A 15402-nucleotide genomic window follows, 5' to 3' on the forward strand; every position below is an offset into this window, starting at 1 on the left:
GCGCCGCCCCTCCCCCGGCCCCTGTCTGCCGTCAAATCCCCCTGGCCCCTTCCCGACAAGTGGCTCGACGCGGCCTGCCGGCGGCCGAGACCCTCGGCGGCAGGCATCATCGGGGTGACAAGCGCCGGCGCTGCCGCAACAATGTCGCCCATTACCGACGGCGAAAGGAGTGCGCATGGCCGCCCCCGAGATCAGCCAGACCCGCCTCTACGAGTGGCTCACCGGCGACGACGACAGCCGGATGTGCCGGGACATCCCCGACGAGGCCTGCCAGGAGCAACCGCGCAACTTCTTCCTGCATCTCGTCGCCTCGCTGGGCAACAAGCTGGCCGACGAGCTCTCCAGCGCCCGGCTGGTGCTGCCGTGGCTGCTGGGGATGATCGGCGCGCCGCTGTGGATGGTCGGCCTGCTGGTGCCGATCCGTGAGGCCGGCGCCCTGCTGCCCCAGGTGTTCATCGCGGGCTTCATCCGCCTGAAGCCCGAGCGCAAGTGGGTCTGGGTGCTCGGCGGCACCCTCCAGGCGATCGCCGCGGGCCTGCTCGCCCTGCTGGCCCTGTTCGGCCACGGCGGCCTCGGCGGGGCGCTGGTGCTCGGCGTGCTGGTGGTGCTGTCGCTGGCGCGGGGCCTGTCGTCGATCGCCACCAAGGACGTGCTCGGCAAGACCATCGCCAAGCAGCGCCGCGGCACCCTGATGGGCTGGAGCGGCAGCGTGGCGGGGGGCGTCACCCTGGCCGCCGGCGGCGTGCTGGTGCTGCTCGGCGACCGCCCGGGGGAGCTGGCGCTGGCCGTCCTGCTCGGCGTCGCCGCGCTGGGCTGGGCCGTCAATGCGCTCTGCGCGGCGCGCATCGAGGAGGTGCCCGGCGCCGTGGAGGGCGGCGAGAACGCCTGGGACAGCGTCAAGACCGGTCTCACCCTGCTGCGCGACGATCGGGACTTCCTGCACTTCAACGTCGCCCGCGCCCTGCTGCTGGCCAGCGCCCTGGCGCTGCCCTACGTGGCGCTGCTTGGCCAGGAGCAGAGCGGCGCCGAGCTCGGCGGGCTGGGTATCCTGATCGTCGTCTCGGGGGTGGCCGGCATGCTGGCGAGCCCCGTGTGGGGCAAGCGCGCCGATGCCTCGAGCCGTCGGGTGATGCGCGACGGCGGCCTCGGCACCGCCACCGGCTGCCTGCTCGGCGCGGCCTTCGCCTGGTGGCCGGCGGCCTGGAGCGAGACCGTCTGGCCCTACGCGCTGGTCTATGCGCTGCTGGTGATCGTTCATGCCGGCGTGCGGCTGGGGCGCAAGACCTACGTCGTCGACATGGCCGGGGCCGACAACCGGGCCCTCTATGTGGCACTCTCCAATACGCTCACCGGCGTGCTGATGCTGGCCGTGGGTGGCCTCGTGGGCCTGCTGGCCCAGTGGCTCGGCAGCGCCGGACTGCTGGCCGTGCTGGCCCTGATGGGCCTGGCCGCCGCCGCCAGTGCGCAGCGCCTGCCCGAGGTGGAGTGATCGGCGCGCCGCCAGGCGCGTTGAAATCCCGCCGCCGGCTGGCCATGATACTGCTAATATCCCCGCCCCCGCCGACGCCTGGATGCGCGCCGGGGCACCGCGACAGGAAGCCCCTGCATGAAACGATCCCCGCTGATCAGCCCGGAACTGCTGGAACGCATCGTCGATGCCTCTGAGGATGGCATCGTGGTCGCCGAGCAGGAGGGCGACGAGAACATCCTGATCTACGTCAACCAGGGCTTCGAGCGCCTCACCGGCTACAGTGCCGACGAGATTCTCTACCAGGACTGCCGCTTCCTCCAGAACGAGGACCGCGACCAGCCCGGGCTCGATGCCATCCGCCGCGCCCTCAAGGAAGGACGCCCCTGCCGCGAGGTGCTGCGCAACTACAGGAAGGACGGCACTCTGTTCTACAACGAGCTCTCCATCACGCCGGTGCACGACGAGGACGACAACCTCAACTACTACATCGGCGTGCAGAAGGACGTCACCGAGCGCGTCGAGGCGCAGCTGGAGCTCGAGCGGATCAAGGCCGAACACGGCCTCTCCTGAGCCGCCCGCCGGCCTCCCTCCCCGGGACCGGAGCGCGCCGGCGAAAAAATCCCGCCAAGGGCCTTGTCCTCCTCCCGCCGTGACGATATATAGCCAGCAGGCAACACGCATTGCCGCTGGCGCTTCTGGCTCCATACCGGGGACGCGAAGCGATCGATCGCCATGCCGACGGCGCTGAGCCTCGGCCCGGGCCATGGGAGGACTTCGCATGAGCCATGAACCCCTTCTCGACACCCCCTTCGACGACGATCAGGACTACCTGAGCGCCGACAACGACGAACCCGTCCAGGCTCGCCCGGCGAGTCGCGCCGACACCCTGCGGGCACGCCGCCGCGTGGAGGCGCTGATCGAGGAGCGCCGGCTGCGCCGCGCCATCGCCGACGACTGGTCCCTCGACGACGCCTACGAGGAAGAGGAAGAAGAGGAGGAGTAGCCCCTCTCCCGGGCCCGGCGGAGGCTGGCCTTTGCCGCCCCCGGGCTCTATCATCGTGGCCACCGAAATCCCCCAACCAAGTGGCTCTACATGGCGCAATACGTCTACACCATGAACCGGGTGGGCAAGGTCGTGCCCCCCAAGAAGCAGATCCTCAAGGATATCTCGCTGTCGTTCTTCCCGGGCGCCAAGATCGGCGTGCTGGGCCTCAACGGCGCCGGCAAGTCGACGCTGCTGCGCATCATGGCCGGCGTCGACACCGAGTTCGAGGGTGAGGCGCGCCCCATGCCGGGCATCAACGTCGGCTACCTGCCCCAGGAACCCCAGCTCGACGACGACAAGACCGTTCGCGAGACCGTGGAGGAGGCGCTGGGCGAGATCAAGGCTGCCCAGGAGCAGCTCGACGCCGTCTATGCCGCCTATGCCGAGCCCGACGCCGACTTCGACGCCCTGGCCGCCGAGCAGGCGCGCCTGGAGAACATCATCGAGGCGTCCGACGCCCACAACCTCGACCGCAAGCTCGAGGTCGCGGCCGAGGCCCTCCGCCTGCCCGCCTGGGACGCCCGGGTCGGTCACCTCTCCGGGGGCGAGCGTCGCCGCGTCGCACTGTGCCGCCTGCTGCTCTCCGGCCCCGACATGCTGCTGCTCGACGAGCCGACCAACCACCTGGACGCCGAGTCCGTGGCCTGGCTGGAGCGCTTCCTGCACGACTACAGCGGCACCGTGGTCGCCATCACCCACGACCGTTACTTCCTCGACAACGTGGCGGGCTGGATCCTCGAGCTCGACCGCGGCCAGGGCATTCCCTTCGAGGGCAACTACTCCGGCTGGCTGGAGGCCAAGGAGAAACGCCTCGAGCAGGAAGCCAAGCAGGAGGCCTCCAAGAACAAGGCCATCAAGCACGAGCTCGAGTGGGTGCGCAGCAACGCCAAGGGCCGCCAGGCCAAGAGCAAGGCGCGCCTCAACCGCTTCGAGGAGATGCAGTCCGGCGACTTCCAGAAGCGCAACGAGACCAACGAGATCTACATTCCGCCCGGACCGCGCCTGGGCGACAAGGTCATCGAGTTCCACGACGTGGCCAAGGCCTTCGACGGCAAGCTGCTCTACGAGGATCTCTCGTTCAGCATTCCCAAGGGGGCGATCGTCGGTATCGTCGGCGGCAACGGCGCCGGCAAGTCGACGCTGTTCAAGCTGATCACCGGCCAGGAACAGCCCGATCGCGGCGAGGTGGTGATCGGCGAGACCGTCGACATCGCCTACGTCGAGCAGCTGCGCGACGCCCTCGACGACCAGCAGACGGTGTGGGAGTCGGTCTCCGACGGCCAGGACATCCTCAACATCAACGGTTACGAGGTCTCCTCGCGGGCCTACGTGGGACGCTTCAACTTCAAGGGCAACGATCAGCAGAAGCGCCTGAACGAGCTCTCCGGCGGTGAGCGCGGACGCCTGCAGCTGGCCCAGACCCTCAAGCAGGGCGCCAACGTGCTGCTGCTCGACGAGCCGTCCAACGACCTGGACATCGAGACCCTGCGCGCCCTCGAGGAGGCCCTGCTGGCCTTCCCCGGCTGCGCCCTGGTGATCTCCCACGATCGCTGGTTCCTCGACCGCATCGCCACCCACATCCTCGCCTTCGAGGGCGACTCCCACGTGGAGTTCTTCGCCGGCAACTACACCGAGTACGAGGCGGACCACAAGAAGCGCGTCGGCAACGACACGCCGCACCGCATGAAGTACAAGCGCATCGACGCCTGATCGACGCGCGCCGCCGCACCGACCGCCCCCTCGCCCACCGCCAGGGGGCGGTTTGCGTCGGGGGGGTTGCCGCAGGCGCCCTGGCGAGCCATAAGGGGACTCTTCTCACGGAGAGCCGCCCATGATCCGCCTACTGTCCTGGCCCGTGCGCCTGCTCAAGGCCTTCAGCCAGAGCATCGCCTACCTGCCCACCCTGCTGGCCATGGCCTACGCCCTCGCGAGCCTCGCCGCCCTGCTGCTGCCGATCTCCGACGACCGGCTGCCGACCCAGCTGACGATGCTCGGCCTCCAGGCGCCGGAGAACACGCGCGCCCTGCTCGCCGCCCTGCTCGGCGGCATGATCTCGCTGATGGTCTTCAGCTTCTCCATGGTCATGTCGGTGCTCTCCCAGGCCGGCGGGCAGTTTTCCCACAAGCTGGTCTTCGGGCTGATCTCAGAGCGGCCCCACCAGTGGGTACTGGGCCACTACCTGGGCACCATCCTCTTCATCCTGATGCTGCTGATGGTTCCGGACGTCGCCGAGGGCCAGACGACCTGGCGCTCGCTGGCGATCTATCTGGCCTGCGCCATGGTCATCCACTGCCTGGCGCTGTTCGTCTACTTCATCCACAACGCCTCGCAGTCGATCCAGATCGACGCCGTGGCGACCGACCTGCACCGCACCACGCTAGCCTCCATGCATGCCCTGCAGCGCCGCCAGCAGGGGCCGGAGTGGCGCCTCCTCGCCGTCGCCCCGTCCACCGGACAGGATCGCCATCCCGTGGCCGCCCGCCGCGCCGGCTACCTGCAGAATGCCGACCTCCCGGCGCTGGCCGAGCTGGCGCGCCGCGTCGACGGCGTGCTGCACCTGCACTTCCGCTTCGGGGACTACGTGATGGAGGGACTGCCGATCCTCTCGCTGGAGGCCGCGACGGCCCCGGAGGCGGCCTGGTGCGACGAGGTCCGCGCCGCCCTGGTCTACATGGAGGGCGAGGCGATCACCGAGCACCACGTGTTCGGCATGACGCAGCTGATGGAGGTCGCCCTGAAGGCGCTCTCACCGGGCATCAACGACCCCGGCACCGCCCGGCTGTGCCTGCACCGCCTGACCGACCTGCTGCGCCGGCGGCTCGAGTGGCAACCCTGCGATGCGCTCTTCGACCGCGACGGCCACTGTCGGGTGACCTGGCGGGTGGAGAACTTCGAGAGCCTGCTCTACCGGCTCTTCCAGCCCATCCTGCAGCACGGCCGGCAGGAGCTGAGCATCGGCCTGGGCGTGCTCAAGGCCTTGAAGGCCCTGTCGCTGTTCGCCGAGCCGCGGGAGCTCGAGATCCTTCAGGCCCATGCCGACCGGGTGGTGGAGACCCTCTCCCAGGCGGCGCGCCACCCGCTGGATCGCCGCTTCGTCGCGGCGCGCCTGGACGACGGCCTGCATCGCCTCAGGCTGCCGGCGGCCCTGCCCGGCCGGCAAGGCGGCTGACCCGCAGCACGTCACCTCAGTAGAGCTTCGCCTCCCCGCGCGGGCGGGTCTTGAAGCGCCGGTGCAGCCACAGGTACTGCTCGGGGTGACGACGGATCGCCGCCTCGATCACCGCGTTGACCCGGGCGGCATCGGCCACCTCGTCGCCGCTGGGGAAGTCCTCGAGGGGCGGCAGGTACTCCAGGGTGTAGGTGCGATCGTCCGGGTTGCGATGGAAGATCAGCGGGATCACCGGCGCCCCGGTCATGCGCGCGATGCGCGCGGTCATGCGCACCGTGGCCGCCTCGATGCCGAAGAAGGGAGCGAAGACGCTGGCATCGCGGCCGAAGTCCTGGTCCGGCGAGTACCAAACCGCGTGGCCGGCCTTGATCCGGCGCACCACGCTGCGCAGGTCGTGGCGATCGAGGATCGCATCGAAATAGGGGGCCCGGGCGCGCGCCATGAAGCGATCGAAGAGCGGGTTGTCGTGGGGACGCTGCACGGCGTCGGCGCGAAAGTAGAGCGCATGCAGGGCGGCCCCCAGGTCGAGGGTCGAGAAGTGCACCCCCAGGATCAGGGCGCCCCGGCCCTGGGCCTTCAGCCGCGCCATGTGCTCCTGGCCGCGGAAGACCACCCGGTGGCGAAGGTGCTCATGATCCCGGCACCAGCCGGTGGCCGTCTCGACCAGGCCGATGCCGTTGGCGATGAAACTCTCGCGGACGAGCGCGGCCTGCTGCTCGGCATCGCGCTCCGGAAAGCAGAGCCGGATATTGGTCTCGGTGATGTGCCGGCGGCGCCCGGCGAAGCGCCAGGCGGCCAGGCCGATGGCACGGCCCACCGCGAGCTTCACACGCCAGGGCAGCCAGGCCACGGCGTACATGGCCCCGATACCGAGCCAGGCGGGCCAATAGCGCGGATGGGCGAAGGAGGTCTGGGTGGTGTCGTCCATGGACATGCGGCTTCCCGTGGTGCGGCGATCAGTCCGCCCCATGATAGCGCCTGGGCACCCTCGGCAGCACCCCGGTGAGCAGGGTATAGCTGATGGTATCGCAGTGGCGGGCCACCTCGTCCACCGACAGCACCTCGCCGTTCGCCGCCCGTCCCCAGAGCACCACCTCGCTGCCGATATCGGCCTCGGGCAGATCGGTGAGATCCACCGTCAACATGTCCATGGAGACCTTGCCGGCGATCGCGGTGCGCCGGCCGTTGACCAGCACCGGGGTGCCGTCGACCGCATGGCGGTCGTAGCCGTCGCCGTAGCCACAGGCCACCACGCCGATCCGCGCCGGGCGCGGCGCCCGCCAGCGCCCGCCGTAGCCCACCGGCTCGCCCTCGGTGAGCTCACGCACGGCGATGATCGCCGAGCGCAGGGTCATCACCGGGGCGAGACGCCGGCTCGCCGCGTTGGCGGCCTCCAGGGGATCGCTGCCATAGAGCATCACGCCGGGGCGATTCCAGGCGCCGTGGGCGGCGGGCCAGGCCAGGGTCGCGGGCGAATTCGCCAGGCAGGTGGGGGCGCCGAGCCGCGTCGCCAGGGCCTCCAGCAGCGCGAGCTGCCGCTCGAAGTAGCCGCTCTCCCGTGCATCGGCGGTGGCGAAGTGGCTCATCAGGTGCAGGTCGCAGGCGTGCTCCGGCGCCGCGGCGAGACGCGCCCAGACCGCCTCGGCCCGCTCCGGCGGAAAGCCCAGGCGATGCATGCCCGAGTCGACCTTGACCCACACCGGAATGGGGCGGGCGGGCCGGTAGGCGAGCAGCGCCTCGAGCTGCCAGTCGGCGTGCACCGCCATCCACAGCCCCAGCGCCTCGACCCGCTCGAGCTCGGCGGCCTCAAAGATGCCCTCGAGCAGCACGATGGGTGCGGTGATGCCGCCCTCGCGCAGCGTCTCGGCCTCCTCGAGACAGGCCACGGCGAAGGCCGGCGCCAGATCCTCGAGGGCGCGGGCACAGCGGAGCGCGCCATGACCATAGGCATCTGCCTTGATCACGGCCACGGAGCGGCTGTGGGGGGCCTGGTCACGTGCCAGGCGGTAGTTGTGACGCAGGGCGTCGAGGTCGATGTCGGCTATCAGCGGCCGGGCCATGATCGGAATCCTGTCGCGTCGAAGGGAAAGCGATGATTATCCCTCAATCGTCGGGGGAGTTCATGGCAGAAGACGCTGCATCAGGCCGAAAAGCCAGGCGTTGATCACGCCTTACGACTGATCAGCAGTCGAATCGACTACTTCAGAGCCGCTCGCCCGGTGGGAAGACCATACGCAGACGAAAGGCGACCCGCATCGCGCGGGCCGCCTTCGGATCACTCGAAGATGGCATCCAGCGAGAGGCCCTGCTTGTCGAGCATGCGACGCAGCTTCTTCAGGGCCTCCACCTGGATCTGGCGCACCCGCTCGCGAGTCAGGCCGATCTCCTCGCCGACCTGCTCGAGGGTCGCGGCCTCGTGGCCGCGCAGGCCGAAGCGGCGCACCACCACCTCCATCTGCTTCTCGGTGAGCTCGGCCAGCCACTCGTCGACATGCTGGCGAACGTCGCCGTCGACCAGGGTCGACTCGGGGCCCTGGTCGTTGTCGTCGGCCAGGGTCTCGATCAGCGGCTTGTCGCTCTCGCTGCCCATCGGGTAGTCGACGGAGGAGACGCGCTCGTTGAGGCCCATCATCTTCTTGACGGTCTCCACCGGCTTGTCGAGGTGCTCGGCGACCTCCTCGGCGGTGGCCTCGTGGTCGAGCTTCTGGGTCAGCTCGCGGGCCGCCCGCAGGTAGATGTTGAGCTCCTTGACCACGTGGATCGGCAGCCGGATGGTGCGGGTCTGGTTCATCAGCGCCCGCTCGATGGTCTGGCGGATCCACCAGGTCGCGTAGGTCGAGAAGCGAAAGCCGCGCTCGGGGTCGAACTTCTCGACGGCGCGGATCAGGCCGAGGTTACCCTCCTCGATGAGGTCGAGCAGGGTGAGGCCGCGATTGAGGTAGCGGCGGGCGATCTTCACCACCAGGCGCAGGTTGGATTCGATCATCCGCGAGCGGCCCAGCGGATCGCCCTTGCGCGCCAGTCGCCCGAAGAAGACCTCCTCCTCGGGCGTCAGCAGCGGCGAGAAGCCGATCTCGTTGAGATATATCTGAGTGGCATCGAGGCTGTGCCGGTGGTGACGATCCTCGCGACTCAGGGCCTTCTCGAAGGCATCCTCGTCGCCACTCAGCGTCTCCTCTTCCTCGTCGACCTCCTCGCGTTCGTCCTCGGCCTCGACCGTATCGTCGTCCGCCTCTTCGGCGGAGGCCAGATTCACATCCTGAAGGTCCCGTTCAAGCATGCTCATCGATTCCTACCCCATGGTTGCGACCGGGCGTCGTAGGTCCATGGCCGGACGATCGACGCACGAGATTATTATTGTTGAATGCCCCGAGGCCCCTGCCTCGGGTGGCCGCCGCCGACCATCGGGGGTCAGCGCGTCGGCAGATACTCCAGAGGATCCTGAGGCTGGCCGTCCTTGCGCACCTCGAAGTGCAGCCTGACGTTCTCGGCATCGCTGTCACCCATGGTGGCGATGACGTCGCCGGCCTCGACCACATCGTTCTCCTCGACGTTGAGCGATTGATTATGGGCGTAGGCGCTGAGGAACTGGTCGTTGTGCTTGAGCAGGATCAGGTTGCCGTAGCCCCTGACGCCGCTGCCCGCGTAGACCACGATCCCCGGCCCGGCTGCCTTGACAGACTGCCCCTTTTGACCAGCGATATCAATGCCGGCGGTGATGCTGCTGCCCTCGCCGAAACGACCGACCACCTCACCGGGCGCGGGCCACTGCCAGGGCACCTCCTCCACCGGAGTGTAGCGACGCTCGTCGCTCGCCTGAGCGTCGGGCTCACCGGCCACCGAGGCCCCCTCGTCGGCGGCCGCCGGGGCCTCACCGCCCGGGTCGGACGAGGCCTGGGCGGCCTGCTCGTCGACCGGCTGAGCGGTCTCCGACGACTCGGTATCTGCGGCGGCCTCCTCCTGCGCGGCGGCGTCTCTCTCACGCCGTTCGGCCAGGTCGCGCTCGCTCAGCTCGCCATCCGCCCCGGGGCTGTCGTAGCTGTAGACCGGGCCCGGGCCCTGATCGGCACCCGATACGGCATCGGCGCTCTCCATGGCCGTCTGGCTGGGCCCCTGGGACGAATCGTCCTGTTGGCGCTCGGCCGAGAGGCGACGATTGCGCTCGATGGCGCTCTCGTCGGGCATCAGCCAGTCGAGGTCCTCACCGCTGCCCGACGCCTCGCCGAGGCCGGTCGCCACCACGCCCGCGCCGGCAGCGTTGCCCTGCGCGGCCGCCTGGCCGGACGCCTCGGCGCCCGCCCCGTCGCCGCCGAGCGCCAGCGTCTGGCCGGGCTCGATGCGGTAGGGCGGGCCGATGCGATTGAGCCGCGCCAGGTCGCGATAGTCCATGTCGTGGCGCCAGGCGATGCCGTAGAGGGTGTCGCCCGCCTCGACGGTGTACTGCGCGGGGCGCGAGTCCGCCCGGGTGGCGGAGAGGTCGCGGACCTGGACCGGCCCGCTCTCGCCCTGCTGGGCGGCACAGCCGGCCAGCGCCAGCGCCAGGCCAGAAATCAGAAATACCTTATGCATCGGAGCCTTCCTCCTTGTCAGCACCTTGTCGGGGTCCGGCGGCCGCGGCGCGGCGGTCTGCCGGGCGCGCGGCCTCGGCGCCGGCGGAGCGATTGGCCCAGCCGAGCAGCAGCACCAAGGCGGCACCGGCCAGCATCAGCGCGACCACCGCCAGCAGTCGGGCGGGGTCGCCGGTCAACTCGGCAAAGTCGGCCGGGGTCAGATAGCGATAGTCGAGGGGAATCATCTGGCCCTCGGCGCCCAGCTGGTAGCGTACCAGCTCACGCCATGGCCAGAGTACCGGCAGCGAGCCGATGATGAAGCCGACCAGCAGCTGCAGGGTGGCGGTATGGTGATGGCGCAGCAGCCAGGAGAGCAGCCGCGAGAAGCCGAACAGGCCGACCAGGCAGCCCACGCCGAACAGCGCCATCAGCCCCAGGTCGAAGCCGCGGATGCCCTCCATCACCGTGCCGTAGAGCCCCATCGTCAACAGCAGGAAGCTGCCCGACACGCCGGGCAGCAGCAGCGCGCTGATGGCAATGGCGCCGCCCACCACCAGCACCAGGTCAGGGTGGCCGAGCTGGGCGACCAGCGGCATCAGTGACGGCAGGCCGTGGGCCAGCAGCAGACCGACGGCCAGCGGCACCAGGTGCCACCAGCGCCAGTCCTCCGGATGGCGGCTGACCACTACCGCGGAAGCGGCCACCAGGCCGAAGAAGAAGCCGTTGAGCAGCAGGGGGTAGTCGTCGATCAGCCACACGACCAGGTGCGCCACGCTGAACAGGCTCAGGAAGATGCCGGCCAGCAGCGGCAGCATGAAGGCCAGGTTGAGGTGCAGCGCCAGCTGCGCAAGCCCCCCCTGGCGCCACGCCACGAAGGCCCCGGGGCCGAACTGCTTGATGGTGTGGATCAGCTCCTCGTAGATGCCGGTGACGAAGGCGATGGTGCCGCCGGAGACGCCTGGAACGGCATCGGCGGCCCCCATGCCGGCGCCCCTGAAAAAGATACCGAGATGACGCTTCACAGCCGACTCCTTTCAACGAATGACGCCTTGTTCACCGGATGACGCCTTCCAGCAGAGGCACGAAGCGTACCGGCTCCAGCCGCTCGCTGGCGAAGCCATCGCCGCGCCGGCGCACGCGAGTCAGCCATTGCCGGCCGTCCGGCTGGGCCAGCGGCGTGATCAGCACGCCCTCCTCGCCGAGCTGGTCGAGCAGCGGTGCGGGCAGCTCGCGGGCGCAGGCGGTCAGCAGAATGACATCGAAGGGCGCCTCCTCGGACCAGCCGTGCCCCCCATCGGCCAGGCGCAGCCGGACGTTGGTCGCCTCGAGCCCGCGCAGTCGCTCGGCCGCTCGCCGGTGCAGGGCATTGATCCGTTCCACCGACCAGAGTTCCGCGACCAGCCGCGACAGCACCAGGGTCTGGTAGCCGGAGCCGGTGCCGACCTCCAGCACCCGGGACGGCGCCTCCTGGATCACCAGCTCCGTCATCCGCCCCACCATCCAGGGCTGGGAGAGGGTCTGGCCGTGGCCGATGGGCAGCGAGGTGTCTTCATAGGCGCGATGCGAGAGCGCCTCGTCGAGAAACAGATGGCGTGGCTCGCGGGCCATGACCTCCAGCACCCGGCGATCGCTTACACCCTGATCGGCCAGGCGGCGCACCATGCGGTCCCGGGTGCGCTGCGATGTCATACCGACACCGCGCAACAGTTCAGATGAGGGCATCCAGCCAATCCTGCACGTCGTCGCGCGCTGCCTGCCGGGTCAGATCGGTCTGCAGCGGCGTGATGGAAACATAGCCCGCCTCGACGGCGGCGAAGTCGGTGTCCGGGCCGTCATCGGCGTTCTCGCCCGCGGCGGCGATCCAGTAGCGCAGCCGGCCGCGCGGATCCCGCACCTCCAGGGGGCGGGCCGCCGGGCCGCGATAGCCCATGCGGGTGACCCGAAAGCCGCGCAGCTCGTCCCAGGGCAGGTCCGGCACATTGACGTTGAGCAGGCTGCGCGGCGGCAGCGAGAGCCGATCCGCCGCACCCACCAGGCTCGCCGCCACCCGCCCGGCGGTCTCGAAATGGCGACTGCCGACCAGCGACATGGCGATGGCCGCCATGCCCAGGTTGCGACCCTCCATGGCGGCCGCCACGGTGCCGGAGTAGAGCACGTCGTCCCCCAGGTTGCCACCGTGATTGATCCCCGAGATCACGAGGTCCGGCCGTTCGTCCCAGACGCCGTTGACGCCCAGGTAGACGCAGTCCGCCGGGGTGCCATCGACGCTGTAGAAGCCGTTGTCGAGGGATGACAGCGCCAGCGGCCGGCTCAGGGTGAGCGAGTTGCTCGCCCCGCTCTTGTCGCGGTCGGGCGCCACCACCCGCAGCTTGGCGTGGGCCAGCAGGGCGTCGTAGAGGGCCCGCAGTCCCGGCGCGTGAACGCCGTCGTCGTTGGAAAGCAGCAGTCGGCGCATCAGGAGCTCCTGTCGGGGGACGCGGGGTCGAGGGTGGGATGGGCGATCAGCTCGCGCAGCACGGCGGTGGCGAAGGCGCCCCGGGGCAGGCTGAACGAGAGACACAGGGCGTCGTCATCGCGGGTCAGCGTCGGCTCGCCGAGGCGCAGCCGCAGCGCGCGGCGGGCCAGGCGAACGCCGGCCTTCTCGAGCCCGTCGCAGAGGGCCGGGTAGCGCGCCATCACGGCGGCCTCGCGGGCGCCCGCCTCGCCGGCGGCACGCGAGTCGCCGACGCCCCACAGCACCCCGGCCGGATGCAGGTCGAGGCGCGCGGCCCGCTCACGCAGCTCGATGAGCGCCTCGGCATCGTCCGGCGCGACGCCGAACTGGCTGGCGCTGCCGTCGAGCATTACCACCTCACCGGGCAGCGGCGTCGCCCAGCTGCCGTCGCGGATGCGCTCGGCGAGGAGCTCGTTGAACAAAAAACTGCGCGCCGCCGAGAGCAGCATGCCGTCGCGGTCGTCGCGCTTGCGCCAGCCGCGCGCCAGCACGGCGCGGGCGCGCTGCAGGTTGCGTCCGTGGGGGCCGAAGCGCTGGGGACCGAAGTAGTTGGCGACGCCCTCGCGGCACAGCCGCTGCCAGCGCGCCTCGACGCCGGCATCCGTCACCACCGCGCCGGTGAGGCGCAGCGCAAAGCGGTTGGCGCGATGCACGCCGCGCTTGAGCTTGCGGGGATGGCGGGCCTGATCGAGCACCCGGAGGCCGCGCTCGGCGAGCCGCTCGATGAGCCCCTCGGGGGCCTCGCGGCCCGGCAGCTGCACCGAGAGCCACTGGCGCGTCACGGCCACGCGATCCTTCATCCCGGCATAGCCGACCACCCTGGGGGAGACCTCGCAGCACCTCGCCAGCTCGCGCACCGCCATGGCGGTGGTCAGGTCGCGCTTCTCGATGAAGAGCCACAGGTGCTCGCCCTGCCCCTCGGGGGCGAAGTCGAGGAGCTCCTCGACCCGGAAGTCCTCGGGCGCGGCACGATAGTCGCCGGCCGGCGGCGGGCCGAAGGCGTCGTCCAGCACCCGTGGCCAGGCCGGCGGCCAGTCGATGGCATCCTGGGCGTGCGTCGCGGCGGCCTCACGCATCCTGCGCCGCCCCCTCGCGCATCAGCAGCACCACCGCCTCGGCGGCGATGCCCTCGCCGCGGCCGGTGAAGCCGAGCCGCTCGGTGGTGGTGGCCTTGACGTTGACCGTGGGGGCGGCGACGCCCAGGTCCTCGGCGATGCGCGCGGCCATGGTGGCGACGTGGGGCGCGAGTTTCGGCGCCTGGGCGAGCACCGTGGCATCCAGGTTGCCGACCCGGTAGCCGGCCTGGCGGGCGAGGCCCGCGACATGGCGAAGCAGCGCCCGGCTGTCGGCCCCGGCCCAGGTCGGATCGGTGTCGGGGAAGTGGCGCCCGATGTCGCCGAGCCCGCAGGCGCCCAGCAGGGCGTCGCACACCGCGTGCAGCAGCACGTCGCCGTCGGAGTGGGCCACGAAGCCGTGGTCGAAGGGCACGGCGACGCCGCCGATCATCAGGTGATCGCCCTCGCCGAAGCGGTGGACGTCGAAGCCATGGCCGATTCGCATCATGCGCTGTTCGCCCCCGCCGGGGGCGCCTCGGGTGTCGATGAGGCAGCCTGGGCGGCCTGTCGCTGGGCGGACAGCACCAGCTCGGCCAGGGCCAGGTCCTCGGGATGAGTGATCTTGAGATTGTCGCGCCGCCCGGCGACCAGCCGCGGCGCACCCCCGACGGCCTCCACCGCCGAGGCCTCGTCGGTCACGCTCACGCCTCGCGCGAGGGCCTCGTGAAGGGCCCGGCGCAGCAGGCCGAAGCGGAAGCCCTGGGGGGTGAGGGCGTGCCAGAGCCCCTCGCGAGGCTCGGTGGCGGCCACCCGCCCGGCGCCGTCGTCGCGCTTCATGGTGTCGGCGACCGGCGCGGCCAGCAGCCCGCCCACCGGCTCATCGGCCAGGGTCGCCACCAGCCGCGCGAGGTCCTCGACGGTGACGCAGGGCCGGGCCACGTCGTGGACCAGCACCAGGTCGTCGTCGGCCGCGTCCGGGGCGATGGCCGTCAGGGCCGCGATCACCGAATCGACCCGCTCGGCGCCGCCGGGGGCCCGCCGCCAGTCGGCGAAGGGCACCCAGGCGGGATCGAAGTGGACGTCGTCCGGATCGAGGCAGAGGCAGAGCCGCGCCTCGGGCAGCGCCGCGTGGAGCCGCTCCAGGGTGCAGGCCAGCACGGGGCGGCCGGCCAGCGGCAGATACTGCTTGGGGCGATCGGCGCCCATCCGGCGCCCCTGCCCCGCCGCGGGTACCACCAGCCAGAGCCGATCGCTCACGGGCGCGCCTCCGCGCCGGGGGCCGGCATGCCGACGAGCCCGGCGTTGACCGACAGGCCATCGGCATCCACCGCCACGCCGGGCACCCAGAAGAACTGTTCGTCGCTTCTCACCATGCCGATATCGCTGCGAGCCCGCTCCTCGATGGCGTCCAGCCCGGTCTTGAGGTCCACGACCTCGGCGGCGAGGCGAGCATTGCGATCGCGCAGCGGCTTGTTCTCGGCCTCCAGGGCCTCGACGCGCTGGCGTACCTCGGCGAGCTCGCGGAGGCCGCCCTCGCCGAGCCACAGACGAAACTGCAGCAGGGCAATGAGCAGGGTGAGCACGATGGCCAGCCACTTCAACATGCAGGAGAGTCCGT

General features: G+C 70.5%; 16 protein-coding genes. 5 read left to right on the plus strand and 11 right to left on the minus strand.

Annotation, left to right across the window (positions count from 1 at the left end; all coding sequences use genetic code 11):
* The first annotated feature begins 175 nt into the window (after positions 1 to 175).
* The 5 genes from ACGTNG_RS01075 to ACGTNG_RS01095 all read left to right on the plus strand — a co-directional run bounded on the left by ACGTNG_RS01075 (position 176) and on the right by ACGTNG_RS01095 (position 5685).
* A complete protein-coding gene (locus ACGTNG_RS01075; protein WP_394574977.1) occupies positions 176 to 1489 on the plus strand; it encodes an MFS transporter in 1314 nt (437 codons plus the stop codon).
* Positions 1490 to 1606: 117 nt separating this feature from the next.
* Positions 1607 to 2041: a PAS domain-containing protein gene (locus ACGTNG_RS01080; protein WP_394574978.1), complete on the plus strand. Its 435-nt coding sequence runs from the start codon at positions 1607 to 1609 to the stop codon at positions 2039 to 2041.
* Positions 2042 to 2249: 208 nt separating this feature from the next.
* The gene (locus ACGTNG_RS01085; protein WP_394574979.1) at positions 2250 to 2474 is read left to right on the plus strand and encodes a PA3496 family putative envelope integrity protein; all 225 of its coding nucleotides are present in this window, start codon (positions 2250 to 2252) and stop codon (positions 2472 to 2474) included.
* 90 nt (positions 2475 to 2564) lie between these two features.
* Positions 2565 to 4226 (plus strand): energy-dependent translational throttle protein EttA, encoded by a 1662-nt coding sequence (ettA, locus tag ACGTNG_RS01090; protein WP_394574980.1) that lies wholly within the window; start codon positions 2565 to 2567, stop codon positions 4224 to 4226.
* A gap of 121 nt (positions 4227 to 4347) precedes the next feature.
* Positions 4348 to 5685 carry a DUF2254 domain-containing protein gene (locus tag ACGTNG_RS01095; protein WP_394574981.1) on the plus strand — a complete coding sequence of 446 codons (1338 nt, stop codon included), beginning with the start codon at positions 4348 to 4350 and terminating at the stop codon, positions 5683 to 5685.
* 16 nt (positions 5686 to 5701) lie between these two features.
* On the opposite strand, the gene lpxL is transcribed toward ACGTNG_RS01095, so the two are convergent.
* The 11 genes from lpxL to ftsB all read right to left on the minus strand — a co-directional run bounded on the left by lpxL (position 5702) and on the right by ftsB (position 15388).
* Positions 5702 to 6619: an LpxL/LpxP family Kdo(2)-lipid IV(A) lauroyl/palmitoleoyl acyltransferase gene (gene lpxL, locus ACGTNG_RS01100; protein WP_394574982.1), complete on the minus strand. Its 918-nt coding sequence runs from the start codon at positions 6617 to 6619 to the stop codon at positions 5702 to 5704.
* A 22-nt stretch (positions 6620 to 6641) separates the two neighbouring features.
* Positions 6642 to 7745, minus strand: coding sequence for an alanine racemase (alr, locus tag ACGTNG_RS01105; RefSeq protein WP_394574983.1), 1104 nt, complete (start codon positions 7743 to 7745; stop codon positions 6642 to 6644).
* A 215-nt stretch (positions 7746 to 7960) separates the two neighbouring features.
* Positions 7961 to 8965, minus strand: coding sequence for an RNA polymerase sigma factor RpoS (gene rpoS, locus ACGTNG_RS01110; RefSeq protein WP_394574984.1), 1005 nt, complete (start codon positions 8963 to 8965; stop codon positions 7961 to 7963).
* A 131-nt stretch (positions 8966 to 9096) separates the two neighbouring features.
* Entirely contained in the window at positions 9097 to 10254 is a 1158-nt protein-coding gene (locus ACGTNG_RS01115; protein ID WP_394574985.1) for a peptidoglycan DD-metalloendopeptidase family protein, read from the minus strand.
* Positions 10247 to 11257 carry a DUF368 domain-containing protein gene (locus ACGTNG_RS01120; protein ID WP_394574986.1) on the minus strand — a complete coding sequence of 337 codons (1011 nt, stop codon included), beginning with the start codon at positions 11255 to 11257 and terminating at the stop codon, positions 10247 to 10249. The genes ACGTNG_RS01115 and ACGTNG_RS01120 overlap by 8 nt, the downstream gene beginning before the upstream one ends.
* 31 nt (positions 11258 to 11288) lie before the next feature.
* Positions 11289 to 11924 carry a protein-L-isoaspartate(D-aspartate) O-methyltransferase gene (locus tag ACGTNG_RS01125; RefSeq protein WP_394574987.1) on the minus strand — a complete coding sequence of 212 codons (636 nt, stop codon included), beginning with the start codon at positions 11922 to 11924 and terminating at the stop codon, positions 11289 to 11291.
* Between the two features lie 19 nt (positions 11925 to 11943).
* A complete protein-coding gene (gene surE / locus ACGTNG_RS01130; protein WP_394574988.1) occupies positions 11944 to 12690 on the minus strand; it encodes a 5'/3'-nucleotidase SurE in 747 nt (248 codons plus the stop codon).
* Positions 12690 to 13805, minus strand: coding sequence for a tRNA pseudouridine(13) synthase TruD (gene truD, locus ACGTNG_RS01135; RefSeq protein WP_394574989.1), 1116 nt, complete (start codon positions 13803 to 13805; stop codon positions 12690 to 12692). The genes surE and truD overlap by 1 nt, the downstream gene beginning before the upstream one ends.
* A complete protein-coding gene (ispF, locus tag ACGTNG_RS01140; RefSeq protein WP_394575549.1) occupies positions 13798 to 14289 on the minus strand; it encodes a 2-C-methyl-D-erythritol 2,4-cyclodiphosphate synthase in 492 nt (163 codons plus the stop codon). Before ispF ends, truD begins: the two co-directional genes overlap by 8 nt.
* Positions 14289 to 15041 carry a 2-C-methyl-D-erythritol 4-phosphate cytidylyltransferase gene (gene ispD, locus ACGTNG_RS01145; RefSeq protein WP_394574990.1) on the minus strand — a complete coding sequence of 251 codons (753 nt, stop codon included), beginning with the start codon at positions 15039 to 15041 and terminating at the stop codon, positions 14289 to 14291. Before ispD ends, ispF begins: the two co-directional genes overlap by 1 nt.
* Positions 15038 to 15388, minus strand: coding sequence for a cell division protein FtsB (ftsB, locus tag ACGTNG_RS01150; RefSeq protein WP_394574991.1), 351 nt, complete (start codon positions 15386 to 15388; stop codon positions 15038 to 15040). The genes ispD and ftsB overlap by 4 nt, the downstream gene beginning before the upstream one ends.
* Positions 15389 to 15402: the final 14 nt, after the last annotated feature.

The organism is Halomonas sp. B23F22_3 (genome assembly GCF_043496965.1).
GTDB lineage: Bacteria > Pseudomonadota > Gammaproteobacteria > Pseudomonadales > Halomonadaceae > Halomonas.